Origin of the sequence: Homoserinimonas sp. OAct 916 (assembly GCF_003260275.1) — a bacterium.
Classification (GTDB): domain Bacteria; phylum Actinomycetota; class Actinomycetes; order Actinomycetales; family Microbacteriaceae; genus OACT-916.
Genome location: NZ_QJHB01000008.1, coordinates 76,628 through 99,456, shown reverse-complemented (window position 1 = coordinate 99,456; position 22,829 = coordinate 76,628). Strand labels below are relative to the sequence as shown.

23 protein-coding genes are annotated in these 22,829 nt (G+C 65.1%); 12 read left to right on the top strand and 11 right to left on the bottom strand.

Annotated features, from left to right (window positions below):
• Positions 1-77: 77 nt before the first annotated feature.
• Together DL891_RS10765 and DL891_RS10750 are read right to left on the bottom strand one after the other, a co-directional pair.
• Entirely contained in the window at positions 78-449 is a 372-nt protein-coding gene (locus DL891_RS10765; protein WP_111720433.1) for a hypothetical protein, read from the bottom strand.
• Positions 450-1,853: 1,404 nt separating this feature from the next.
• Complete coding sequence (locus tag DL891_RS10750; RefSeq protein WP_111720430.1) at positions 1,854-2,027, bottom strand: CsbD family protein; 174 nt, start codon at positions 2,025-2,027, stop codon at positions 1,854-1,856.
• Positions 2,028-2,189: 162 nt separating this feature from the next.
• On the opposite strand from DL891_RS10750, the gene DL891_RS10745 reads away from it, so the two are divergent.
• The 5 genes from DL891_RS10745 to paaZ all read left to right on the top strand — a co-directional run bounded on the left by DL891_RS10745 (position 2,190) and on the right by paaZ (position 8,033).
• Complete coding sequence (locus DL891_RS10745; protein WP_111720429.1) at positions 2,190-2,852, top strand: response regulator transcription factor; 663 nt, start codon at positions 2,190-2,192, stop codon at positions 2,850-2,852.
• A gap of 267 nt (positions 2,853-3,119) precedes the next feature.
• Positions 3,120-4,307, top strand: coding sequence for an acetyl-CoA C-acyltransferase (locus DL891_RS10740; RefSeq protein ID WP_111720556.1), 1,188 nt, complete (start codon positions 3,120-3,122; stop codon positions 4,305-4,307).
• Complete coding sequence (locus DL891_RS10735; protein ID WP_111720428.1) at positions 4,307-5,050, top strand: enoyl-CoA hydratase/isomerase family protein; 744 nt, start codon at positions 4,307-4,309, stop codon at positions 5,048-5,050. Before DL891_RS10740 ends, DL891_RS10735 begins: the two co-directional genes overlap by 1 nt.
• Positions 5,047-5,955, top strand: a complete 909-nt coding sequence (locus DL891_RS10730) for a 3-hydroxyacyl-CoA dehydrogenase family protein (RefSeq protein ID WP_255563089.1) — start codon at positions 5,047-5,049, stop codon at positions 5,953-5,955. The genes DL891_RS10735 and DL891_RS10730 overlap by 4 nt, the downstream gene beginning before the upstream one ends.
• Entirely contained in the window at positions 5,952-8,033 is a 2,082-nt protein-coding gene (gene paaZ, locus DL891_RS10725) for a phenylacetic acid degradation bifunctional protein PaaZ (protein WP_111720427.1), read from the top strand. The genes DL891_RS10730 and paaZ overlap by 4 nt, the downstream gene beginning before the upstream one ends.
• Positions 8,034-8,151: 118 nt before the next feature.
• Here paaZ and DL891_RS10720 read toward each other — a convergent pair whose 3' ends face one another.
• The 5 genes from DL891_RS10720 to DL891_RS10700 form a co-directional block, all read right to left on the bottom strand.
• A complete protein-coding gene (locus DL891_RS10720) occupies positions 8,152-8,955 on the bottom strand; it encodes a class I SAM-dependent methyltransferase (protein WP_111720426.1) in 804 nt (267 codons plus the stop codon).
• Between the two features lie 149 nt (positions 8,956-9,104).
• Positions 9,105-10,373 carry an FAD-binding oxidoreductase gene (locus DL891_RS10715; RefSeq protein WP_111720425.1) on the bottom strand — a complete coding sequence of 423 codons (1,269 nt, stop codon included), beginning with the start codon at positions 10,371-10,373 and terminating at the stop codon, positions 9,105-9,107.
• Positions 10,374-10,497: 124 nt separating this feature from the next.
• The gene (locus tag DL891_RS10710; RefSeq protein WP_111720424.1) at positions 10,498-12,162 is read right to left on the bottom strand and encodes an ABC transporter permease; all 1,665 of its coding nucleotides are present in this window, start codon (positions 12,160-12,162) and stop codon (positions 10,498-10,500) included.
• Positions 12,159-13,082 carry an ABC transporter ATP-binding protein gene (locus tag DL891_RS10705; protein ID WP_111720423.1) on the bottom strand — a complete coding sequence of 308 codons (924 nt, stop codon included), beginning with the start codon at positions 13,080-13,082 and terminating at the stop codon, positions 12,159-12,161. The genes DL891_RS10710 and DL891_RS10705 overlap by 4 nt, the downstream gene beginning before the upstream one ends.
• Positions 13,079-13,780: a TetR/AcrR family transcriptional regulator gene (locus tag DL891_RS10700; RefSeq protein WP_198668858.1), complete on the bottom strand. Its 702-nt coding sequence runs from the start codon at positions 13,778-13,780 to the stop codon at positions 13,079-13,081. Before DL891_RS10700 ends, DL891_RS10705 begins: the two co-directional genes overlap by 4 nt.
• A gap of 94 nt (positions 13,781-13,874) precedes the next feature.
• Here DL891_RS10700 and DL891_RS17335 point away from each other — a divergent pair, with 94 nt between their 5' ends.
• Positions 13,875-14,183, top strand: coding sequence for a hypothetical protein (locus tag DL891_RS17335; RefSeq protein ID WP_198668857.1), 309 nt, complete (start codon positions 13,875-13,877; stop codon positions 14,181-14,183).
• A 253-nt stretch (positions 14,184-14,436) separates the two neighbouring features.
• Here DL891_RS17335 and DL891_RS10690 read toward each other — a convergent pair whose 3' ends face one another.
• From DL891_RS10690 to paaI, 3 genes are all read right to left on the bottom strand, one after another.
• Positions 14,437-15,087, bottom strand: coding sequence for a TetR/AcrR family transcriptional regulator (locus DL891_RS10690; RefSeq protein WP_111720420.1), 651 nt, complete (start codon positions 15,085-15,087; stop codon positions 14,437-14,439).
• 146 nt (positions 15,088-15,233) lie between these two features.
• Positions 15,234-16,556: a phenylacetate--CoA ligase PaaK gene (paaK, locus tag DL891_RS10685; protein ID WP_111720419.1), complete on the bottom strand. Its 1,323-nt coding sequence runs from the start codon at positions 16,554-16,556 to the stop codon at positions 15,234-15,236.
• A 2-nt stretch (positions 16,557-16,558) separates the two neighbouring features.
• A complete protein-coding gene (gene paaI, locus DL891_RS10680) occupies positions 16,559-17,098 on the bottom strand; it encodes a hydroxyphenylacetyl-CoA thioesterase PaaI (RefSeq protein ID WP_368665628.1) in 540 nt (179 codons plus the stop codon).
• A gap of 218 nt (positions 17,099-17,316) precedes the next feature.
• On the opposite strand from paaI, the gene paaA reads away from it, so the two are divergent.
• Genes paaA through DL891_RS10650 form a run of 6 tightly spaced genes read left to right on the top strand, consistent with a single transcriptional unit; the run spans position 17,317 to position 22,040 of the window.
• Complete coding sequence (paaA, locus tag DL891_RS10675; RefSeq protein WP_198668856.1) at positions 17,317-18,324, top strand: 1,2-phenylacetyl-CoA epoxidase subunit PaaA; 1,008 nt, start codon at positions 17,317-17,319, stop codon at positions 18,322-18,324.
• Entirely contained in the window at positions 18,324-18,659 is a 336-nt protein-coding gene (gene paaB, locus DL891_RS10670) for a 1,2-phenylacetyl-CoA epoxidase subunit PaaB (protein WP_111720418.1), read from the top strand. The genes paaA and paaB overlap by 1 nt, the downstream gene beginning before the upstream one ends.
• Positions 18,660-18,706: 47 nt before the next feature.
• Positions 18,707-19,525 carry a 1,2-phenylacetyl-CoA epoxidase subunit PaaC gene (paaC, locus tag DL891_RS10665; protein WP_232819127.1) on the top strand — a complete coding sequence of 273 codons (819 nt, stop codon included), beginning with the start codon at positions 18,707-18,709 and terminating at the stop codon, positions 19,523-19,525.
• Between the two features lie 5 nt (positions 19,526-19,530).
• The gene (gene paaD / locus DL891_RS10660; RefSeq protein ID WP_111720416.1) at positions 19,531-20,121 is read left to right on the top strand and encodes a 1,2-phenylacetyl-CoA epoxidase subunit PaaD; all 591 of its coding nucleotides are present in this window, start codon (positions 19,531-19,533) and stop codon (positions 20,119-20,121) included.
• 2 nt (positions 20,122-20,123) lie between these two features.
• Positions 20,124-21,236 carry a 1,2-phenylacetyl-CoA epoxidase subunit PaaE gene (paaE, locus tag DL891_RS10655; RefSeq protein WP_111720415.1) on the top strand — a complete coding sequence of 371 codons (1,113 nt, stop codon included), beginning with the start codon at positions 20,124-20,126 and terminating at the stop codon, positions 21,234-21,236.
• A gap of 27 nt (positions 21,237-21,263) precedes the next feature.
• On the top strand, positions 21,264-22,040 hold the full coding sequence (locus DL891_RS10650) for an enoyl-CoA hydratase/isomerase family protein (RefSeq protein ID WP_111720414.1): 777 nt from the start codon (positions 21,264-21,266) through the stop codon (positions 22,038-22,040).
• 63 nt (positions 22,041-22,103) lie between these two features.
• Here DL891_RS10650 and DL891_RS10645 read toward each other — a convergent pair whose 3' ends face one another.
• A complete protein-coding gene (locus DL891_RS10645) occupies positions 22,104-22,742 on the bottom strand; it encodes an MBL fold metallo-hydrolase (protein WP_111720413.1) in 639 nt (212 codons plus the stop codon).
• Between the last annotated feature and the right edge of the window lie 87 nt (positions 22,743-22,829).

Below are 22,829 nucleotides of genomic sequence, written 5' to 3'. Positions count from 1 at the left end.
ACCGCACGCCGGTACTTCGCGTCCAAAAAAGACCGGGGTTCACCTACCCCGGATGAGTCCGACGTGAGCGAACGAAATCAGAGCGAGCCGGATCCTTCAATGAATGTCTGGGCGTCCTCGAGGGCTTTTTTAAAGGCATCATTGCGCAACCTCAAATTTTCTAGAGGCCCGGGTTCGAGATAGTCGGTGATGCCAGGACGCAGAAGCCAGATATCTCCCGCGGGGGGCAGATAGAACATGGCGAAGGATCGCTGGGACTGATCGTCGCTCCACACCGGCACCACAGCCAGTGCGGCACCGGTATCCACGTTGATCCATTGCGCCCGCGGCATGGGTTGGTCGAGCACTTCAGGATCCAGGAACGGAGCGGTCCCCTTGCCCCATCGCTCCTCGAAGCGTTCGTGGAAGGCAGGTAACAGCGGAGAATCGTAACGGCGCCACGCACTCATATAATTGCACCTCCTGATAGTGGCTCCCGGCGAAAGGAGAAAATGGCTTCAGCCATCCACCTGGGATACAGACGTCTGGTGAAGCAACGTCGGTCGCGCTCGCAGACGTGCCGCTCGTCAACTCCCTCGATAGCGGATGCGATAGCCGCTCACCCGCGCTGGGCGTCATCGGTATATCTGTATTGATTCGTATAGTTTTTATAACTCAGGACGACTAAGAATTCAAGGGCACGTTCAAGGGTTTCGTGACGCACGGTTCGGCCGCAACTGCCGTTATCCTTCTCGAGCCCCGGGTGTTATCCCTGGAACCGATTGAGCGTGTGATTTCACTGTGCTTTCCCAATTGCGATGAGGGTGCTGCAAACTTGTCCAGGTCGGGTCGGACCTCCTCCGAGGGGATGGTGTTATCGGGACAGCTGGCCGGGCCGCCCGGTCCGAAGAATTTCGCAACAATTTTCATGCTTGTAGGCCTGGTGTCACAGGTATCTGAGTTCGGCGTTGCTGCGGTGGTAGGCCGAACGTAGGCAGAGCGGGTGATGGTGGCATCTGATGCTGCCGCGCGACCCGTTTGCGGCCGGTTCCTTTGGAAAGATTCCGGTCTCGATCACTAGCTGTGCCGCGGCCATATTCCACGAGCGGGATTGCTTGCATTCCACAGCACGGTCTGACCGCGCGCCCAGCAAGGCTACGAAGACCGGACCGGCCAGCTGAATGAATCCAATTACTCGACCGTCGACACTGATCTCTTGTGTGAGGTCGTCCCGGATGCTCGTGGTTACGCGGACAGTTCTGACCGTTCCCGGCCATTCGACCCTCACGTTGGTCTCGTAGCTCACGTGCATTCCCCTTTGCTGAGGGAGGCGGCTTCATCGGCAGGACCAGCCGCATGCAGTCGCGTGACGCTCTCAAAGAAGTGTTCTCGTGGGGAGAGATGATTGTCACGCTCGGAAACCAGATTCTGGATCCAATCAGAGATGGCGCCGTTACGGTGTGCCTGGGCGTGCGTGACCGCCGGCACGGGAGCAAACGGAATCTGGCCCCGGTGGTGGTTGGATCCGCAGTGGCGGGCGTGTTGAGCCTCACTGTCATCGCTCTGGGCGGATTCGGGCTGGTCCATGACTCTCTCTTTCTTCCAAAAGTGTTGCTGTGCTTGAAATGGTGGTCACGATCGCTCGGCCGACAGGTGCTTCGAATTTTTGGTCGTCATATCTCCAGCCGGGCTGCCGTCGTCCCCGAATTGGCGACGGCAGCCCGAGTTACTCATGCTGTCGAGCGGAGATCAGACGTGGCCGGATTCACGGTCATCCGAGTCGAGCCCATTGAGGCTCTCCTCGGTCGAAGGATCGGGCTTAGCCGATGGCTCCGGGTCGTCACGCTGGTCGCGATTGCTACAGGCGCGCCGGACTATTTGGTGACCGCGTCTTTGGCGTTCCCGGCAGCCTTTTTCACACTGGCCTTGGCCTGGTCCGCTTTGCCCTCGGCGACAAGTTTGTCGTTGTCGGCAACCTTCCCCGCGGCCTCTTTTGTTTTGCCCTTGAGGTCTTCTGCGGTGTTCTTGGCTTTGTTCGATGTGGTCACGATTAAACTCCTATTTCTTCGCCGGGGAGGGGTGAACCAGAACATGAGCGGAGCCCCATTCGCCATGCCCATGATCCGAAAATATCTCCCATCCGAAAGCAAAGGTTCACCCCAAAGGGTGAAACTTGCGCGAGAACCTGCGTGATCCCATATCGTGGGGATATGGATGCGGTGCGCGTTGCCCTGGTGAACGACTACGAGGTGGTCGCGCGCGGGGTCGCAGAAATGTTACGTAACTACCAGAACAGGATCCACGTCGTTGAGCTCGATCTGAATAAGCAGGTCGGCGAGCACGTGGACATCGCCTTATACGACACCTTTGCCACCACCCGCGGAGACCGGTCCGAGGTTCGAGACCTCGTCTCGAACCCGTTGGTAGACGTGGTAGCCGTCTATTCGTGGACCCTCGAGCCGGTTCACATCGAATCGGCGATGTCGAACGGGGCAGGCGGGTACATCTCCAAAGGGCTTCCGGCCGCCGGGCTAGTTTCTGCCCTGGAGACGATCCGCGCAGGCGGCAAGCAACTCCACCTCGAGCAAGAGGACGCCCAGACAGTGATTGTTGGCGACTGGCCGGGCCGGGAGGAGGGCCTTTCTGAGCGCGAAGCCGAGATCTTGGCATTGATAACGCAAGGCCTCTCAAATGCGGAGATCGCCGAGCGAACATACCTCTCAATCAATTCGATCAAAACCTACATCCGCAACTGCTATCGGCGCATCGGCGCGGACAGCAGGACCAACGCGCTGCTGTGGGGTATCGAGCACGGCTTTCGCCCGGACCGCGTCAGAATCAAGCACCCGGAACCAGCACCTCGTTCGCGCTGAAACCGCGAGCGAGCATGCGCTGTCTTCCGGATGTTGCGTGTGTGACCAAGCGAGGTTCTCCCGGCCGAAAACGCTCACAGTTCGTTGGGCGGCCGAATCGGACAGGCGGACCCGGCCTGGAGCCGATGTTTCTCTCCGGTGATGATGCGTGAATCCGCAGGCTCGGGACGGGCCCGCTGCCGGTGTCGCGTTGACCGGTCCCGGCCGCCGTGACATGATTTACAGAATGATCGGTCGGTAATTCGCCGGCCGATGATGGGAGCATTCATGGTCGAGGCTTTTCTGGTGGGCGGGGTTCGTACCCCGGTCGGTCGTTATGGTGGGTCGCTGGCATCTGTACGCCCGGATGACCTGGCCGCCCTCGTCGTCGGCGAGGCGGTCGCCCGGGCCGGCATCGACCCGGCTGTGATCGACGAGGTGATCCTCGGCGCGGCCAACCAGTCGGGTGAGGACAACCGCAACGTCGCCCGCATGGCGGTGCTTCTGGCGGGCCTGCCCGATGAGATCCCCGGGATCACCGTCAACCGGCTGTGCGCCTCAGGGATGAGTGCGATCACGCTGGCCGCGCAGATGATCCGGGCCGGCGACGCCGACGTGGTGGTGGCCGGCGGCGTGGAGTCGATGTCGCGGGCGCCGTGGGTGATGGCCAAACCGGAGAAGGCATACGCCAAGCCGGGCGACGTCTTCGACACCTCGATCGGCTGGCGGTTCACCAACCCGCGGTTCGCCGAGCGAGACAAGAGCACCTACTCGATGATCGAAACAGCCGAAGAGGTGGCGCGGGTCGATCAGATCAGCCGGGAAGATGCCGACGCATTCGCGCTGCGCTCGCACCGATTGGCGATCGGTGCTGCCGACGCCGGGCGTTTTGACGCCGAGGTCGTTACGGTCACAACCAAACGCGGGCAGGTCGTCGACCGAGACGAGGGCCCCCGAGCCGATACCACCCTCGAAGCGCTCGCGAAGCTGCGCGCGATCGTTCCGGGCGGATCCGTGGTGACGGCCGGCAACTCCAGTTCGCTGAACGACGGTTCGTCAGCGATCGTCGTGGCCAGCGAGAAGGCGATTGACCGGTATGGGCTGACCGCCCGTGCCCGGGTGGTGGTGGGGGCATCCGCTGGCATCGCACCGGAAATCATGGGCCTCGGGCCGGTTCCGGCCACGCAGAAGGCGCTCGCCAGAGCCGGCCTCACGGTGGGTGAGCTGGGCGCGGTCGAGTTGAACGAGGCGTTCGCCACCCAGTCGTTGGCGAGTATGCGCCGGTTGGGGCTCGACCCGGACATCGTCAACCGTGACGGCGGCGCGATCGCCCTCGGTCACCCACTCGGGTCGTCGGGTTCACGCATCGTGATCACCCTGCTCGGCCGAATGGAACGCGAAGACGCGCGGTTGGGGCTCGCCACCATGTGCATCGGGGTCGGCCAGGGCTCGGCCCTGATCGTGGAGCGGATTTGATGGACACGACCCGCCTGGTCATCGAACACGGCGATGACCGGATGCACGTGCGGCTCGACCGCGCCGAAACCCGCAACGCGATCGACCAGCAGATGGTCGACGAGTTGCACGCGGTCTGCACCGAGTTGGAGGACGAGCCCAAGATCCTGATCCTCTCGGGCGCGAACGGACTGTTCGCCTCCGGCGCCGATATCGGCCAAGTGCGGGAACGGCGCCGCGACGACGCCCTGGCGGGCATCAACTCGGCCCTGTTCGTGCGGATCGCCCGGCTGCCGATGCCGGTGATTGCGGCCATCGACGGCTACGCGCTCGGCGGTGGCGCCGAGCTGGCCTACGCCGCAGATTTCCGCATTGCGTCCACCACCGCGAAGATCGGCAACCCCGAGACGGGGCTCGGCATCATGGCCGCTGCCGGTGCCACCTGGCGCTTGGCCGAGCTGATCGGTGAGCCGCTGGCGAAGGAGATCCTGTTGGCGGGGCGCATCCTGACTGCGACCGAGGCGCTGGCGGTGCGCCTGGTCACCGAAGTGCACGAGCCGGCTGCCCTGCTCACCGCCGCGCACGCCCTGGCCGACCGAATCGCCGTGGGCGACCCGCTCGCCGTGCAGTTGACCAAACGGGCCATGCATGCGCCGACCGCCGCGCATCCGGAGTTCGACAATCTCGCCCAGTCTGTCTTGTTTGAGTCACCGGAGAAGATGCGGCGGATGACGGAGTTTCTGGAGAGGAAGAAACGGCCGTGAGATCAGACACGACTAGACCCGACGATGTCGGGCGCGGCGACGGCGTGCCCGAGCATGTCGGCGTGCTCGGCGGGGGCCGGATGGGGGCCGGGATCGCGCACGCGTTCGCGGTTTCTGGCAGCCGGGTCACAGTTGTGGAGCGAGATGAGGCTGCGGCGCAAGCGGCGCTGGAGCGCATCCGCCGCGATCTTGCCAGGAGCATCGAGCGCGGGCTGGCGGTGAGCCTGGACGAGCTGCTGGCCCGGGTTGCCGTCGGAACCGACGCCGCCGCATTCGCCGATGCCGGGCTGGTGATCGAAGCCGTGCCCGAGGACCCGGAGCTGAAGCGGTCATCGCTTGCACGCATTGAGGCCGAGGTGTCGCCCGAAGCGGCAATCGCCACGAACACGTCGAGCCTGTCGATCACCGGGTTGGCTGCGGGGCTCGCGCATCCGAACCGGTTCATCGGCTTGCACTTCTTCAACCCGGTGCCGGCCTCGGGGCTGGTCGAGATCGTGCTGGGCGAGCACACAGACAACATACTCGCCGCGGCTGCGCGTAACTGGGTGACCGCCTTGGGCAAGACCCCGGTGACGGTGAATGACGCACCTGGATTCGCGTCATCCCGACTCGGGGTGGCCATCGGTCTGGAAGCGATCCGGATGGTGGAAGAAGGCGTCGCCTCGCCCGAAGACATTGACAGCGCCATGGTGCTGGGTTACAAGTATCCGATCGGGCCGTTGCGCCTGACCGATATTGTCGGCCTTGACGTGCGGCTCGGCATCGCCGAATACCTGCACAGCCAGTTGGGGGAGCGGTTTCGGCCGCCCGACCTGTTGCGGTCGAAGGTGGCCGCCGGTGAACTCGGTCGTAAGAGTGGCCGCGGATTTTTTGATTGGTCGACAGAAGGAGCCGAATCACTATGAACAGCAGCATGGTAGTCACCGACGTTCCCGTCGTGGCCAGTTACCTCGAAGGCGAGTGGGTCGCCCCATCGGCCGCGACAGAGGGAACACTCGTGCGCGACGCCAGCACAGGGGAGCCGGTGGTTCGGGTGACCTCTGACGGGCTCGACCTGGCCGGGGCCATCGAATACGCGCGCACCACCGGGCAGACGGGCCTGGGTGAACACACCTTTCACCAGCGCGCGCTCATGCTCAAAGAGCTCGCGCAATACCTGAACGCCCGCCGGCCGGAACTGTATGAATTGTCGGCGGTCACCGGGGCCACCAGGATCGACTCGATGGTCGACATCGACGGCGGAATCGGAGTGCTGTTCACCTACGGGTCGAAGGGGCGCCGCGAACTGCCCAACTCCAACGTGGTGGTCGACGGGCCGCCGGAGATCCTTTCCAAGGACGGTTCATTCCTCGGCCGGCATATCTTCACTCGGCTCACCGGGGTGGCAGTGCAGATCAATGCGTTCAACTTCCCGGTGTGGGGGATGCTCGAGAAGTTGGCACCGGCGTTCCTGGCCGGGGTGCCCACCATTGTGAAGCCTGCCACGCCGACCAGTTACCTCACCGAGAGGGTCGTGCGCATGATCGTCGAGTCGGGCATCCTGCCGGCCGGCAGCCTCCAACTGGTCTGCGGTGCGGCCCGAGAACTGCTCGACCACCTGCAGCTCGGCGACCTGGTCGCGTTCACCGGCTCGTCGTGGACGGTGCCGGTGCTGAAGAAGCACCCGGCGATCGCCGACCGGGGCGTGCGGTTCACGAGTGAGACCGACTCGCTCAACGCGATCGTGCTGGGCCCGGATGCGGTGAAGGGCACCCCGGAGTTCGACGCGTTCATCCGCTCGGTCGTGACCGAGATGACCGTCAAGGCCGGACAGAAGTGCACCAGCATCCGGCGCGTCATCGTGCCGAACGCTGTGACCGGTGACGTGGCCGACGCGGTAGCCGATCGGATCGCCGAACGCGTCGTCGTCGGCGACCCGCGCGCGGAGGGGGTCACGATGGGGCCGCTGGCAAGCCTCGAGCAGCGCGGCGAGGTGCGCAAGAGTCTGGATGCGTTGGTCTCCGGTGGCGGCCGCGTCGTGGTCGGGTCGCTGGACGAAACCGATGTCATGCGCGCCGACGGCAGTGTGGGGCCCGCCGGAGACGGGGCCTTCCAACATCCGGTGCTGTTGCAGTTCGACGACCCTCAGGCGCACGCCGTACACAACGTGGAGGCGTTCGGCCCGATCTCCTCGATGGTCGGCTACGACAGTCTGGAAGACGCGGTGCGCCTGGCCACGATGGGCGGCGGCTCGCTGGTCGCGTCGATCGTCAGCCATGACCTGGATGTGGTGCGCACGCTGGCGTGGGGCATCGCGGCGAACCACGGCCGCGTGCTCGTGCTTGACCGCGACGACGCGCGCAGCTCAACCGGTCACGGCTCACCGGTGCCGCACCTGGCGCACGGCGGGCCGGGGCGTGCCGGCGGCGGTGAAGAGCTGGGTGGCATCCGCTCGGTGCTGCACCACATGCAGCGCACCGCCATTCAGGGATCCCCTGACATGCTGACGGCGATCACCGGCGTGTGGCACGCTGGCGCCAGGGCGCAGGCGGGTGACGAGCATCCTTTCCGCAAGCCGCTGTCGAGGCTGAAGCTGGGTGACCAGATCGCCTCCGGTTCGCGCACGGTCGAATTGGCAGACATCACCGCTTTCGCCGAGACGACCGGCGACACCTTCTACGCACACACGGATGAGGAGGCAGCCGCCGCCAACCCGTTCTTCCCCGGTCGGGTGGCGCACGGCTACCTGTTGCTCAGTTGGGCGGCCGGCTTATTCGTCGACCCGGCACCGGGCCCCGTGCTAGCGAACTACGGGCTGGAGAACCTCAGGTTCATCACGCCGGTGTCGCCCGGGGACAGCATCCGGGTGACCCTAACCGCCAAGGAGATCACCCCGCGCGAGACTGATGACTACGGCGAGGTGCGCTGGGATGCCGTGCTGCACAACCAGAACGACGAGATCGTCGCCACCTACGACGTGCTCACCCTGGTCTCGAAAAAATAGCGCGCCGGGGGCGCAACTGCAGCTTCGCGCCAATAGGAACGCATCGCCCCGGTTCAAACCGGGGCGACGCGTTCCCTCTGGCGCGCGGTGGTTCTGCGCGCCCGTGTGGGAGATGTCGTCACAGAGTTTCCACAACGCCGCGGGCTGCCCAGGCGCGCGAGGTGACGGTGAACGGGGCCGGCGGAAGCCTGGCCCGGCAACGGGCTTGCAGTTCGTCCTGCCGGGCAGGTTCGAGACTCGTGTAGAAGCGCCCGGCGGGGCCGATCCCGCCGGCGTACGGGGCGAACCACTCCTCGAAACTGCCGTATTCGACCCCGATCTCGAGCGGCACCTCCATGACATCGTGGAGGCCCGCGGCGGTGAAGAGCTCGTGGAGGGAGCCTTCCCGTGACCCATGCTGGTTGGATTCGTCGGGTATTCGCGGCTCTACTTCTCGTGCTGCGCTCCAGAACAGGCTGAAGGGGGAGCGCGCACCCGCAAAGTCCCAGACGTTGGCCGCAACCACACCGCCGCCACGGGTCACACGTCGCATCTGTTCGAGGGCCGCGACCGGGTCGGTCACGACCGGCAGCACGAGTTGGGCCAGCGTCACGTCGAACGAGCCGTCGGCAAAGGGAAGGTTCTCGACGCTCGCCACACGCACATCGACCCGCGGATAGCGCTCGCGCACAGCCTGCACGAACGACGCAGAGGGATCGATCGCAGAGATGGCTTCGGGGCCGAGACGAGACTGGAGTTCGGCGATGAGTGCCCCGGTTCCGCATCCGACATCCAGCACCCGCGCATCCGCACCGTGCAAGCCGCTGTCGGTGGTGGCCGCGGTGTCGAGGCCGGCGAAGTCGACGAACAACGGGGAGAGAAGGGCCGAGTACGTACCCATGAAGCTGTCGTACGCGACGGCGGGAAGGTTATTGATGCCCATGAGTGAAGCCTAGACACCTGCGAAACGAATGTGCGCAGCTGAGACCATTCGCCACGTCGCGCCAGATGAAACCCTTCGCGCCTGGTGGAACTGGGGCGAAGCGTTCCAACTGGCGCGCGAGGCGTGAAGCGCGATGCTGGTCAGTTCCGTCAGCGCAACGGGTTGAAGTTCTTCAGCACCGGATCGGGCTCGCCGACGATGGCCCCGGCGAGCAGTTTGCCGGTGAGCGGCCCGAGCGCGATGCCCCACATGCCGTGGCCACCGCCAACGAACACCCGCGAGGATTTCGTCGCGCCGATCAGGGCGTGGCCATCAGCCGTGACGGGGCGACCACCGACCCACTCCTCCTGTCGGGCGTCGAAGTCGACACCCTGGAAGACCGGACGGGCGGCGTCAACCAGCGTCTTGATACGGCGCTCATCGGGTGCCGCGTCGACGTCGCGAAACTCCATCATGCCGCCGATGCGCAGGCGGTCGCCGAGCGGGGTGCAAGCGAGACGCTGCGTCGGAAAATAGATCGGGTGCGAGGGGATCACGTCGGGCTTGACGCTGAAGCTGTAGCCGCGACCGGCCTGGACGATGGTCTTCACCCCGAACTTGCGGGCGAGCTTGCCGAGCCAGGCGCCGGTGGCGATGACGACCGCGTCGGCCTTGATGTGGCCGGTACCGCCGGTGAAACCGGATGCTGGAATCACCTCGACCCCGTTGCCGGTGTCCTTGATGTCTGCCACGTTGAAGCCGGAAATCAGTTCGCCGCCCCGGCTGACCACAGAGTCGGCAAGCGACTTGGCGTACTTGGGCGGGTCGATGAAGTATTGGCCGCGCAGCAGCACCCCCGAGGCCACCGCATTCGACAGGGTCGGCTCGATCGCGCGCAGTTCGTCGCCGGTGGCGAGGTCGTAGTCGACCGTGCCGCCACTCTCCTTCACGACCGCGAATTCGTGCAGGAGTCCCTCACGGTCCTTATCGTTGAGGAACCCGGCGAGGAAGGGCTTGGCCTCATGCACCGGTTCGTTCACCCCGTGTGCGGCGAGCTCATGGAACGGGTCCATGGCCAGCGGATTGACCTTTGCGAAGATCCCAATGGACTTGCGCCATTGGCGAGGAAGTGAATGCCAGCCGAACCCCATCAAGAATCGGATGAGCTTCGGGTCGGGGGACAGCGGGATGTATACCGGGGAAGAGGCGCTCAACATCGTTTTCGGGGCAGAGCGCATCACGGAGGGTTCACCGAGTGGCAGGGTCAGTGCCGGGGTGAGCCAGCCCGCGTTGCCCCAGCTCGACCCCGCCGCGACACCGGTGCGATCGACCACAGTGACCTTCACTCCGCGCTCCTGCAGATACCAGGCTGTGGTCAGGCCGATCATGCCCGCACCAACGACGACGACGTGTTTGACTCCTGTGGAATTTGTGCTCATGAGACAACACTATCGACTGCCATGACCTGTTCGAAAACTGGGCGGAACCAGTGGCAGTGCTGGGGCGCGGTCCGAGCGAATCTCAGCCATGGACGGGTCGTGAATCTGGGCCGGGGCGGATCTCTCAGGCGCTGACCATGTCGCGCCGCTGCAGCACCCACAGGCCCACCCCGCCCGCGACCAACACAAGCACGGTGATCACAACGAGCGGCAGTATCGTGAACGTCTCGTCCAAGCGCGGAACTGCGGTGAAGGGTGTGTTCTTCGTGACCCAGTCGGGCAGCCCGAAAAGGTCGCCGAACATCGACAGGATCACGACGACCCCGTAGATGCCCCATGTGACGGCTGCGGCGGCGCGAGGGATCACCGCGGCGCAGAACACCACCAGCCCGACCATCAGCAGAGCGGTGGGCCAATAGGCCAGGGATGCCAGGGCGAACCGGCCCGACTGGCTCGGGTCATCCACTGCAGCGCCGTAGGCGAGGCCGACGCAGGCGCCACTGAGCGCGAGCAGCCCGAGGGAGGCCACTGCGGGGACGACCATGCGGGCAGCAGCCCACCGCACGCGCGAGATCGCCGACGACCACTGGATCTCGGTACGCCCTGCTGCCTCCTCGGCCCGAATCGAGTCGGTGCTCTGCAACACGAAAGCCGCGACGAGCAGCGCGTTCGCCATCAGAAAGAAGCCGAGCAGGCCATCCAGCACATTCGTCGAACCGCCGACGAAGGCCTGGGTGATCGGGTTGTCCGGTTTGAGCAGGTCAACCATGGCTTTGGCCACGCCGCCGAAGAACAGGCCGCCGACGATGATGCCCACGGTCCAGCCGATCAGCGAACCTCGTTGCAGCCGCAGGCTCAGCCCGACCTGCGTGCGAACAAGGGCGGATGCCGTGCGCGGGCCGACCCGGTCGGGCAGCAGCCCCGCGCCGAGGTCCCGTCGACGCTCGAGGGCGAGGGCAATACCGCACAGGAGGGTTCCGCCGGCCAGACAGAGAAGCAGCGGCCACCACAGGTTCTCCCCGTAGGATCGCGTCTGCTGCCCCCAACCGATGGGGGAGAGCCAGGTCAGCCAACTCGCCCTGTCGTCGGTGGCATTCACATCGGCCACGGCCCGGATCAGGTAGCTGACAGCCAGCACGGTCGAAGCCAGTGCGTTGGCACCCCGGCTGGTGCGCGCCAGTTGTCCGGCGATCGCAGCCACGCCCACGAAAACAAATCCGACCCCGGCGAAGGAGCCCCCCATCACGAACGCACCGTCGGCCGGAAGACCCTGCGAGATGGCCGCGGCGCTGCAGGCCAGACCGACCACGACAGCGAACGCGGAGAACACCAGCCAGTTGGCCAGCGAGTAGGCGTTCTTGCCGAGCACCCCGGAACGAAGCAACTCGGTGCGCCCGCTCTCCTCCTCGGCACGTCCGTTGCGGTTGACCATGAAGATCACGGCGAAGGAGAGGCCGATCGCCACGGTCATCCAGAGCTTGATGTTGAGGATGCCACCGAGTGTTCCGGCCGCGTACGGCAACCCGGTCAGTGCCGCGATGGCGGGAGTGTTCGCGACCTTGGCATAGGCGTCCCTGTCGGCCTGGGTGGGAAAGAGTGATCGTTGTGAATCGATCACCAAGACGACCATGCCCGCCAGAACAATCAGCCAGATCAGCATTCGCAGCCAGTTGCGGCGAAGGATGAAACGCATGAGGATGCCGACCCCGAGCGCGGCATCTGCCAGCACGCCCGCTCGAGGCAGGGCGGCGTCGGGAGCGGCGGACCGCGCCGCGACCCGTGTACTCATGGCCGTGCCACCTCGTGATCATCGGCGGCGGCGTGCACCCCGTAATGGCGAAGGAACAGTTCTTCGAGCGACGGCGGCGTCGAGACGAGGTCGCGCGGCCCGAGTGCCGCCAGCGCCGTGAGAACCCGAGGTAGCGCCACGCTGTCCACGGTGAAACTCGTGTGCCCACCGTCGGCGATAAGGTCGTGCACTCCGTCGATCGCCTCAAGTGCCGCGGGATCACTGTCCAGGGTCACGGTCACCGTCGACCGCTTCAGGTGACGCAAGTCCTTCAGGGTGCCCGATTCGACGGTGCGGCCGTCGCGGATGATCGTCACGGTGTCGCACAGCTTCTCCACCTCGGCGAAGATGTGACTCGACAGCAGCACTGAACGCCCCTCGGCTCGCGCCTCGGCGACGCACTCGGTGAACACCCCTTCCATCAACGGGTCGAGCCCATTCGTGGGTTCGTCGAGAAAGAGCAGCTCGGCACGGCTCGCGAACGCGGCCACGAGTGCCACCTTCTGACGGTTGCCCTTTGAATAACTGCGTGCCTTCTTGGTCGGGTCGAGGTCGAACCGGGCGAGAAAGTCATCCACCCGGTCGCGGTCGAGGTCGCCGCGCAGCGAACCGAGGATGTCGATGGTCTGGCCGCCGGTGAGGTTCGGCCAGAGCGTCACGTCGCCGGCGACATAGGCAATGCGGCGGTGCAGTTGAACCGCATCCCGCCAGGGGTCCCCGCCCAGCAGCGTGGCCTCGCCACCATCGGCCCGCAGCAGGCCCAGCAGGATGCGGATTGTCGTGGATTTGCCGGATCCGTTCGGGCCCAAAAAGCCGGCGACGGTTCCGGCTTCGACCTGCAGGTTGAGCCCATCGAGGGCCCGTGTGGTACCGAATCTCTTGGTGAGTCCGCGAACGTCGACGGCGAATGTAGTGGTCATGGGGTGCTCTCCGGAAATTGTGGGGTGGATGCGGTGAACGTGGCCGTGCCCCCGGGAGGCTCACCGAGTTGGAGAAGGTATTCGTCGAGGTACCGGCGGTCTGCGAGGACGCCTTCTGTGTACAACTCGAGCGTGGGCAGAGTGATCTCTTCGACGAGCCGGCGCACAGTCGGTCCAACGTCGGCGAGGTCGAGCTGGGGCTGAAGTGAGAGCTGGAGGAGTAACCCGCCGAGACTCGAGGTGACCAGATAGCGGGCGCGGGCCAACGGGTCTCGGCTGGGCCGCACAATGCCGGCCGATACTCCTTCTTCGGAGAACCTGACCGCCTCATCGATCATGTTCTCGAGAAACGTGACCCCTGCCGGGCCCCCCTCCCGCACGCTGCGCAAGATGTAGACGAGCATCGGCGCATAGTCGTCGAGCTCGGCCATCATGGCCATCGTCTGGGTCGGAGACATGGCGATGCCGTCGCTCTTGAGGGTGCCGTACTGGCTGAGCACCTCGGCGTCGCACTCCTGGCGCAACTTCTGCTTGGAACCGAAATGGTGCGTGATGAGCCCTGCGCTCACCCCGGCGTGCGCCGCGATCTCGCGAACCGAAGCGTCGAACCCGCGGAGGGCGAACTCTTCGATGGCGGAGTTGCGCAGGCGCGCGCGCGTGGTCAGGTCAGGGTTACGAATGAAGGGTACTGCACGCATGTATAGTATTTTATGCGCCTGTATAGGGTTTGACAATACCCGGTGACGCACTTTCTGCCCGTCCTGAGGCGTGTGGCTGCACGCATCATCGGCCGTGGCTTTCGACCAGAGGTCAGCGAGACTGCACACGACCGTCGGATCGGCGCGCGCAGCGGGAGCCACCTGGCAGAGTATCGGGGCGACGCTCGGCATGACCAAGCAGGCGGCCCAGAAGCGCTTCGCGCCGCCGGCTGCCGTGCCGGCAGCACACGACCCGAATGAGCGCACCATCGGGCCAACCACGAGTTTCGACGAGATGCAGGAGTTGGCGCTGGCCGGACAGTACGGCTGGCACGCGTGGAGTTCGGCGCCACCCATCACCGCGTCATCCATTCGAACACACAGTGGGAGCATCGTCGGGTGACGATCTCGCCGAAAACGGTGAGGCGATTGGTGGCCGACGGTTGGCAGCTGATCGGTTCGAGCTTCCCGTATGCGTATCTCAAGCGCGACCGGGGTGCCGGCCCTCCAAGAGCCATCACACTCGAGCCTCTGACCGCCCATTTTCACAGGTCGCTCCAGTTGGAACACTAGGCGCCCGGTTGAACCGGGGCGATGCGTTCCAAGTGGCGCGCCGTGAGGGAGAGCGCTGGTCGGCGCATGCCCGAGAGCGTGGTTCAGCGACTGTGCAGGCCGTCGAAGGCGACCGTGACGATGTCGTCGGCCAGTTTTTGCGCGGGTTCGGGGCCATCGGGCCGGTACCACTCGACGATGGAGTTGACCATGCCGAACAGCAGCCGGGTGACCACGCGCGCATCGACGTCCTGGCGCAGGCTGCCCTCGTCTCGGGCGGCGTCGACGAGAAGTGCCACCCGGTGGTCGAAGTCGCGGCGGCGGGTGAGGGCATCCCGCTCCACTTCGGTGTTGCCGCGCACCCGCAGCAGCAGCGTGACAAACGGCAGCCGCTCCACCAGCACATGTACGGCGCCGCGGATGACGTGTTCGAGGCGGGCGTCCACCGGCCCGGTCGTCGCGCCCGGTTCGGCGAGTACGCCCTCCAGGCCGCCCAGGGCCTCATCGAGCGCGAGCCGGAGCAGGTCTCCCTTGCTGGCGACGTGGTGGTAGATCGCCGACTTGCTGATGCCTAACGCGTCGGCGAGCATTCCCATCGACGTGGCCTCGTAGCCATGGGTGTTGAACGCCGTGACCGCGACCTGTAGCACGGCACGCTGGTCGTAGCCGGGCCGACCGCGTCGAGCGGCTGGTGCGTCAGCGGTGGCCGGAGCGACCGTGTTGTCCTGGGTGGTTTCAATCCGGGTGGGGGTCATGATTCGTTGGCGGCGAGCCGTTCGTCCTTTCTCAAGTCGTGGTGCTGGCTAAGAAATGTGGTGCTGGCTAAGAAACGGGGTGCTGGCTGAAAAGCCTGGTGCTGGCTGCAAACGTGGTGCTCGCACTGGCGTGCGCGTGGCGCGGCTCACCTGTGGTCGTAGACGCGCTTCAGCTTGCCGCTGCTGCGCTCCAGACTGCCCACGGCCGCAAGCTCGACCCTCACGGTAGCGCCGATGTGCCGCTTGATCGATGACGACAACTCGAGCGCGGCAAGGTCGGCGGCAACAGCTTCAAGCCCCTCCCGTGGCTCGACACGCACCGTCAACACATCGAGCCTGGCCGGTCGGGTCAGCTCCAGGATGAAATGCGGGGACAGTTGCGGAATGTGCAGGGCCAGTTCCTCGATCTGGGTCGGGAACAGGTTCACCCCGCGCAGAATGATCATGTCGTCGGTGCGGCCGGAGATCCGTTCCATCCGACGCATTGCGGGCCGGGCGGTTCCCGGAAGCAACGCCGCCAGGTCGTGGGTGCGATACCGAATGACAGGGAGGGCCTGCTTGGTCAGCGATGTGAAGACCAGTTCGCCGTGCTCGCCGTCGGCACGCACCTGGCCAGTGTCTGGGTCAACGATCTCCGGTCTGAAATGGTCTTCCCAGATGTGCGGCCCGTCCTTCGACTCGACGCACTCGTTGGCGACCCCTGGCCCCATCACCTCGCTCAGTCCGTAGATGTCGGTGGCATCGATGTCGAGCCGCTCCTCCAACTCCCCACGCATCTCTGCCGTCCAGGGCTCTGCGCCCAGAACCGCGAACTTCAACGAGGTCGACCCCCGGTCGATGCCCTGGGCGATCATCTCGTCGGCGATCGTCAACAGATAGCTGGGGGTGCAGAAGATGGCATCCGGTTTCAGATCGACGATCAGCTGCACCTGTTTCGGCGTCTGTCCGCCCGACATCGGGATCACGGTGCAGCCGAGTCTCTCCGCACCGCCGTGCAGGCCGAGGCCGCCGGTGAACAACCCGTAACCGTAGGAGTTCTGCACCACGTGGCCCGGACGCACCCCGCCGGCACGCAGGCTTCGGGCGATGAGGCCGGCCCAGGTTTCGAGATCCTGTCTGGTGTAGCCGACAACCGTGGCCCGCCCGGTGGTGCCCGACGAGGCGTGGATGCGGACCACCTCGTTCATCGGCACCGCGAACATCCCGTATGGGTAGGTGACGCGCAGGTCTTCTTTGGTCGTGAACGGAAACTTGGCGAGGTCTTCCAGTGTGACCAGATCATCGGGACGCACCCCGGCGTCATCGAACTTCTGCCGATACAGCGCGACCTTTTCGTAGGCGTAGTGGAGGGTCTGCTTCAAGCGGGTCAACTGGAGGTTCTCCAGTTCGTCCCGGCTCATCCGCTCTTCGACGTCGAGCGAATCGGGGTTGGGGGCAGGGCCCAGGCGGGTGGTGGAGGTCGGCGACATGATCAGGCTCCTTCGTCGGGAGGCGACACTTCTTCTTTGGGTGACACTTCTTCTTGGGGTGACACTTTCTCTTCGGGCGACACAGCTGTTGGAGCAGACATCGACGTGATCCTGCTGCGCCCACGGAACTCCGCGATCACCTCGTCTTCGTTCGTCACCTGCACGTCGTAGATACCGTTGCGCCCTGACAGGTGGCGGCGGTGCGCGGTTGCGGTGAGCAACTGGCCCTCCCGCGCGGGGCGTAGGTACGAGATCTCGGCGCCCGAAGCGACCGTCACCCGTTCGTCCTCGTTGCAGGCCGCGGCGAATGCCGTGTCGGCCAACGCGAAGATGAAGCCGCCGTGCGCGATCGCAAACCCGTTCAGCATGTCGTTGCGCACTCGCATGGTGATCACTGCGTGGCCGGGGGTGAGCGTGATGACATGCATCCCCAGTGCCGCCGATGCCCGATCGTTCTCGAACATGCGCACGGCTGCCGCTGCGGAATCGGTGGCCAGGGTGGGCCCCGTCCAACCCGGCGCGGCAACAGGCTTGCTCGTCACGTGCGTCACCTCGATCGATTACCGACCGAATGGTCAATCGGTAATCCCATAGTAGGTGCGAAGGCGTCAGTGTGCCCATCGCCGCCGGTCCCGGAATGATTGCTCGGGCATCCCACGGTGACTAGACTTGCAAACTATACTGAACGAGCGGTCGGTAATTAGAGTGCCGCGGGGCTCTACCCCAATCCCGGCGGTAGGACCAGTGAGACGAGGTTGTCATGACGGTGAGTGAACCACGCACCCCCCACGCGGTGTCAGCAGTCACGGATGCCGGTGAGGGCACCGACGAGGAACGAGCACTGTTCGAGAGCGTCATCGCAGACGACAAGCGAATCGAACCGCGTGACTGGATGCCGTCGGCCTACCGCAGAACCCTGGTGCGCCAGATGTCGCAGCACGCCCATTCCGAAATCATCGGCATGCAGCCGGAGGCCAACTGGATCACCCGCGCACCGAGCCTCAAACGCAAAGCGATCCTGATGGCCAAGGTGCAGGATGAAGCCGGGCACGGGCTCTACCTCTACTCCGCGACCGAGACGCTCGGTACCGGCCGGGACGTGCTGAACGATCAGCTCATCCAGGGCAAGGCCCGCTACTCGTCCATCTTCAACTATCCAGCCCCCACCTGGGCCGATATGGGCGCCATCGGTTGGCTGGTCGACGGCGCCGCGATCGTCAATCAGGTGCCGCTGTGTCGGGCATCCTTCGGCCCCTACGCCCGCGCCATGGTGCGCATCTGCAAGGAGGAGTCGTTTCACCAGCGACAAGGTTTCGAGATTCTGCTCGAGCTGATGCAGGGCACCCAAGCACAGCAGGAAATGGCGCAGGATGCGGTGAACCGTTGGTTCGCCCCGAGCCTGATGATGTTCGGGCCGCCCGATGCGGAATCGACCAACTCGGCACAGTCGATGGCGTGGAACATCAAGCGGTTCAGCAATGACGAGCTCCGGCAGCGTTTCGTCGACATGCTCGTGCCGCAGGCAGAGGTTCTCGGCATCACCTTCCCCGACCCCGAACTCGCATGGAATGAGGAGCGCGGGCACTACGATTTCGGCGAGCTCGACTGGGACGAATTTGCGGAAGTTCTGGCCGGCCGCGGCCCGTGCAACGCGCAAAGGCTGCAACGCCGCCGAGACGCCCACAACGACGGCGCCTGGGTGCGGGAAGCTGCCGCCGCATACGCCCGCAAGACGGCGGGGCGCGCAGTCGAAGGAGCGGCAGCCTGATGGCGAAGGCGGAGAACAGCAAGTTCGAGAACCGGGCCACCGAGGCTGCCGGGCACGAGACCTGGCCGCTGTGGGAGGTGTTCATCCGTTCTGCGCGTGGACTCTCACACGTGCACGCCGGTTCGTTGCACGCCCCCGACGCCACGATGGCCGTGCGCAATGCCCGCGATCTGTACACCCGGCGCATGGAAGGCGTCTCGGTGTGGGTGGTGCCGTCGGCCGAGGTGACCGCCAGCGATCCCGACGCCAAGGGCGCCTATTTCGAATCCGCGCAGGGCAAGGAGTACCGACATGCCTCCTACTACACCAAGTCGGAGGGGGTGAAGCACCTGTGAGTGTGACCGACAAGCCCGTCACCGACAAGGCTGTCACCCACAAACCTGTGACCGACCAGGTCGAGAACCAGGCAGTAGCCAACTCGTCGACCGGGCAGACCGCAGTGCCGTCCACAGCGGTGGCCGAGTACGCGCTCGGCCTCGGCGATGATGCGCTGATCCTCGCCCAGCAGTTGGGTCAGTGGATCTCTCGGGCACCTGAGCTCGAGGAGGATGTGGCGCTCGCGAACATTGCCCTCGACCTGTTGGGTCATGCCCGCCAGCTGCTCAGCTATGCCGGCCGTGCCTGGGACAAGAGCGAAGACGACCTCGCCTATTTTCGGGACGAGCCGGAGTTTCGCAGCGTGCACCTGGTCGAGCAGCCCAATGGTGATTTCGCCCACACCATTGTCAGGCAGCTGATCTTCTCCAGCTACCAGTTCGAGCTGTACTCCGAGCTCGTTAAATCGACCGACCCGATGATCCAGGCGATTGCAGCAAAGGCGGTCAAGGAGGTCGACTACCACCGTGATCACGCGGTACAGTGGACGCTCAGGCTCGGCATCGGCACCGACCAGTCGCACGCACGGATGGCCACGGCCCTGATCGACCTGTGGCCCTACGTCGACGAGCTCTTTCACGACCACGCCGTCACCAAAGATGGAAAACTGAAGTCAGAGCTGTCGGGCATCGCAGTGGTGCCGTCGACCCTCCGTGCCCGGTTCGACTCCCGCACGGCCGAGGTTCTCGAACGCGCAGAGCTCACAGCCCCGGCAACCTTCATTGCCCGCGGCGGGGGCAGGCGCGGGGTGCACTCGGAGTACCTGGGGCCGCTCCTGGCCGAGATGCAGGTGCTCGCCCGGCAGCATCCGGGGGCAAGCTGGTGACGATGATGACCGCCTCGACGACCACGAACAATACTGACAAGAACACTACTGACACGAGCAATATTGAGCGGGAGGCCCGGCCGCGCCCCAGCGATGCGAGGGCAGCCGCGATCTGGGATATCGCGGCGACCGTCTGCGATCCGGAACTGCCGGTGCTCACGATCGAAGACCTCGGCATTCTGCGCGATGCGCGAGTCGAGGTCGCCGACAGCCAGGACGGTGCGGTCGAGACCGCGGTCGTGGTGGTCACGCCGACCTATTCCGGCTGCCCGGCCATGGACACGATCGCCACCGACGTGATGGCAGCGCTCGCGGATGCCGGCCATCCGCACTCCCGCGTCGATTTCGTGCTGTCTCCGGCCTGGACCACCGACTGGATGTGCCGCGCCGGCAAAGACAAGCTCACCGAGTACGGAATCGCCCCGCCGACCGGCCACGCGGCCGCCGGCAAGGTGCACCTGCAACTGGCGGTGAAGTGCCCCCAGTGCAACTCACTGAACACCCGCGAGCTCGCTCGGTTCGGATCCACCTCGTGCAAGGCGCTCTACCAGTGCCAGTCCTGCCACGAACCGTTCGACTACTTCAAGGTGCTCTAGTGATGACAACCACGACGTTGCCAGCCCGGCGCCGGGCGCTGTTCCACCCGCTGACCGTGACCGGGGTGAATCGACTGACCGAGGATGCGATCGAGGTGGTCTTCGAGATCCCCGACGAGCTCGCCGAAGATTTCAGCTACCTGCCCGGGCAGTACGTGGCGTTGCGCACGACGATCGAGGAAGAAGAGCTGCGGCGCAGCTACTCCATCTGTTCGGCGCAGACGGCGGGGGAGCTGCGGATCGCCATCAAGAAGGATTTCGGAGGCCTCTTCTCCACCTGGGCCCTGGAATCCCTGACCGCCGGCATGCAGATGAACGTGATGATCCCGCAGGGCACGTTCACCACCACCATCGATCTGGCCGACCAGAAGCACTACGTGGCGATCGCCGCCGGCTCCGGCATCACGCCGATCATGGCGCTCGCACGAAGCGTTCTGGCAAAATCTCCCGGCTCCCGGTTCACCCTCGTCTACGCCAACCGCACGGCGCAGGACGTGATGTTTCTCGAGGAACTCGCCGACCTGAAAGACCGCTACCCGGCACGGTTCTCGTTGAACCACGTGCTCTCTCGGGAAGCACGGAGCGCTGCGGTGTTCTCCGGTCGCCTCGATCACGAAAAATTGCAGATCCTGCTGACCGAACTGATCCGCCCCAGCCAGGTCGACGAATGGTTCCTGTGCGGGCCGTTCGAGTTGGTGCAGTTGTGCCGCGACACCCTGAAGGCAGCCGGGGTGCCACAGACCGAGATCAACTTCGAACTGTTCACCACCGGTCATCCGGGCACCGTGGAGGGATCTCGCGGCCGCCGCGTCGTCGAAGATCCGGGTGGCGCCAACCAGAGGATCACCTTCACCCTCGATGGGCGCACGGCGTTGGTGACCACCCCCGTGAACGCCAGGGAGACCGTCTTGAACGCGGCGCTCCGGGTGCGCCCCGACGTGCCGTTCGCCTGTGCAGGCGGGGTCTGCGGAACCTGCCGCGCCAAACTCATCGACGGTGAGGTGACGATGGACGAGAACTGGGCGCTCGAACCGGACGAGGTCGAAGCCGGGTACATCCTCACCTGCCAGTCGCATCCGGTGTCCGACGCGGTGACCGTCGACTACGATGCCTAGAGCACACCATCAGGAGGAGACGCGTCCATGATCGAACTCAGCATCGAGGCGGATGTCGCCGAGGTCACCCTGAATGCACCCGACCGGTTGAATTCGATTGACGACGACGGTTTGCGCCAGTTGGGCGAGGCGTACGACGAGGCCGAGCAGGCCGGCGTGCGGGCGCTCCTGCTGCGCGGCGAGGGTCGCGCCTTCTGCGCCGGACGCAACATCTCCCAGATCGACCCCGCCACTAATGACGTGCGCGGCTTTCTCGAGAACGCCGTCATGCCAGCGATGAAGCGGATGGCCGCGTTCCCCGCGCCGACGTTCGCCGCGGCCCAGGGCGCCTGCCTGGGGGTGGGGCTCGGCCTGCTGATCGCCACCGATGTGGTGTATCTCGCCGACACCGCGAAGATCGGATCGCCGTTCGCCAAACTGGGTGCTGTGCTCGATTCGGGCGGCCACTCATTGTTCGTCGAGCGGCTGGGAGCCCACCGGGCACTCGACCTGATCTACACGGGCGACCTGATCAGCGGAACCGAGGCCGTGTCATCCGGCCTGTTCAGCCGGGCGGTGCCCGCCGACGACCTGTTGGAGTTCACTCGGGGCCGCGTGCGACAGGTGGCGGCGGGTGCGACCCAGTCGTTCCTCGAGAGCCGCAAGCTCGTGGCCCAGCTGCGCGACCAGCGAATCGGGCTCTGGCAGAGCATTCACGGCGAGAACGTGGCCCAGGCCGACCTGGCGAGCACCCCCGACTATGCGGAGGGTTTCGCTGCGTTCCAGGCCAAGCGCCCGCCACACTTCACCGGTCGAAGCTCGTAACACTCGTTGCCTCGCCCGGGTACATCCCGGTATCCGGTTCCGGGTGCGTCCGGCCCGGCGTGACTACAGGTCGACCGTGTCGTTCGGCTGCAGGTCGAGGAACTCTCCGCCACTTCGTTCCAGCACCTCGCGAATGCGCGCATTGGAGAGCGTCTTGCCCGCGGTGGAAAGCAGCATTTCATGCACCGCGAAGGCGCGCCTGGGCCGCACTTCGGCGACGTAGTCCATCACCTCGCTGATCTTCAGCCAGGGCGCGCCCGACGGAACCGCCAGTGCGTCCACCTCGACCCCTTCCGGCACGGTGAAGGAGTCGCCGGCGTAGTAGAGCTCGCCGTTGACCAGAACCCCGACGTTGTCGACCACGGGCATGGACGGGTGGATCACCGCGTGCTTGCCGCCGAAGAATCGGAGCTCGAACGGGCCGATCGTCACCGCGTCGCCGGCCGCCACTGTTGTCACGGGAAAGTCGTGGGCGGCCTGAGCCACCCCGGCGGGTCCGTAGACGACGGCGCCTGGGTTCTTGTCCAGGATGCGGCGGAGTTGCTCGGGAGTCCAGTGGTCGGCATGCTCGTGGGTGATGACCACAGCGATGGTGCCGGCAGACTCGGTGATCGGGGTCGTGAAGGATCCGGGGTCGATGATCAGTTTCTTGCCGGAGTCGTCCAGGACCAGTGCCGAATGCTCAAGTTTTGTCAGTCGCATATAGCGAGCTAACCCTCATTTCCGCGCGTCCGCAACTGTGTGTGGTGTCAGCGAGACCCAGCGTTTGGTGTCATCGCGTTCGGTGTG

Excerpts from the sequence above, each read along its gene's own strand:
- DL891_RS10765 (WP_111720433.1), bottom strand. The coding sequence starts at position 449 with ATGAGTGCGTGGCGCCGTTACGATTCTCCGCTGTTACCTGCCTTCCAC.
- paaB (WP_111720418.1), top strand. The coding sequence starts at position 18,324 with ATGGCGAAGGCGGAGAACAGCAAGTTCGAGAACCGGGCCACCGAGGCT.
- paaE (WP_111720415.1), top strand. The coding sequence starts at position 20,124 with ATGACAACCACGACGTTGCCAGCCCGGCGCCGGGCGCTGTTCCACCCG.
- DL891_RS10645 (WP_111720413.1), bottom strand. The coding sequence starts at position 22,742 with ATGCGACTGACAAAACTTGAGCATTCGGCACTGGTCCTGGACGACTCC.
- DL891_RS10715 (WP_111720425.1), bottom strand. The coding sequence starts at position 10,373 with ATGAGCACAAATTCCACAGGAGTCAAACACGTCGTCGTCGTTGGTGCG.
- DL891_RS10700 (WP_198668858.1), bottom strand. The coding sequence starts at position 13,780 with ATGCGTGCAGTACCCTTCATTCGTAACCCTGACCTGACCACGCGCGCG.
- paaK (WP_111720419.1), bottom strand. The coding sequence starts at position 16,556 with ATGTCGCCGACCTCCACCACCCGCCTGGGCCCTGCCCCCAACCCCGAT.
- DL891_RS10710 (WP_111720424.1), bottom strand. The coding sequence starts at position 12,162 with ATGAGTACACGGGTCGCGGCGCGGTCCGCCGCTCCCGACGCCGCCCTG.
- DL891_RS10720 (WP_111720426.1), bottom strand. The coding sequence starts at position 8,955 with ATGGGCATCAATAACCTTCCCGCCGTCGCGTACGACAGCTTCATGGGT.
- DL891_RS10735 (WP_111720428.1), top strand. The coding sequence starts at position 4,307 with ATGGACACGACCCGCCTGGTCATCGAACACGGCGATGACCGGATGCAC.
- paaZ (WP_111720427.1), top strand. The coding sequence starts at position 5,952 with ATGAACAGCAGCATGGTAGTCACCGACGTTCCCGTCGTGGCCAGTTAC.
- DL891_RS10690 (WP_111720420.1), bottom strand. The coding sequence starts at position 15,087 with ATGACCCCCACCCGGATTGAAACCACCCAGGACAACACGGTCGCTCCG.
- paaD (WP_111720416.1), top strand. The coding sequence starts at position 19,531 with ATGACCGCCTCGACGACCACGAACAATACTGACAAGAACACTACTGAC.
- DL891_RS10740 (WP_111720556.1), top strand. The coding sequence starts at position 3,120 with ATGGTCGAGGCTTTTCTGGTGGGCGGGGTTCGTACCCCGGTCGGTCGT.
- DL891_RS10745 (WP_111720429.1), top strand. The coding sequence starts at position 2,190 with ATGGATGCGGTGCGCGTTGCCCTGGTGAACGACTACGAGGTGGTCGCG.
- paaA (WP_198668856.1), top strand. The coding sequence starts at position 17,317 with ATGACGGTGAGTGAACCACGCACCCCCCACGCGGTGTCAGCAGTCACG.
- DL891_RS10650 (WP_111720414.1), top strand. The coding sequence starts at position 21,264 with ATGATCGAACTCAGCATCGAGGCGGATGTCGCCGAGGTCACCCTGAAT.
- DL891_RS10705 (WP_111720423.1), bottom strand. The coding sequence starts at position 13,082 with ATGACCACTACATTCGCCGTCGACGTTCGCGGACTCACCAAGAGATTC.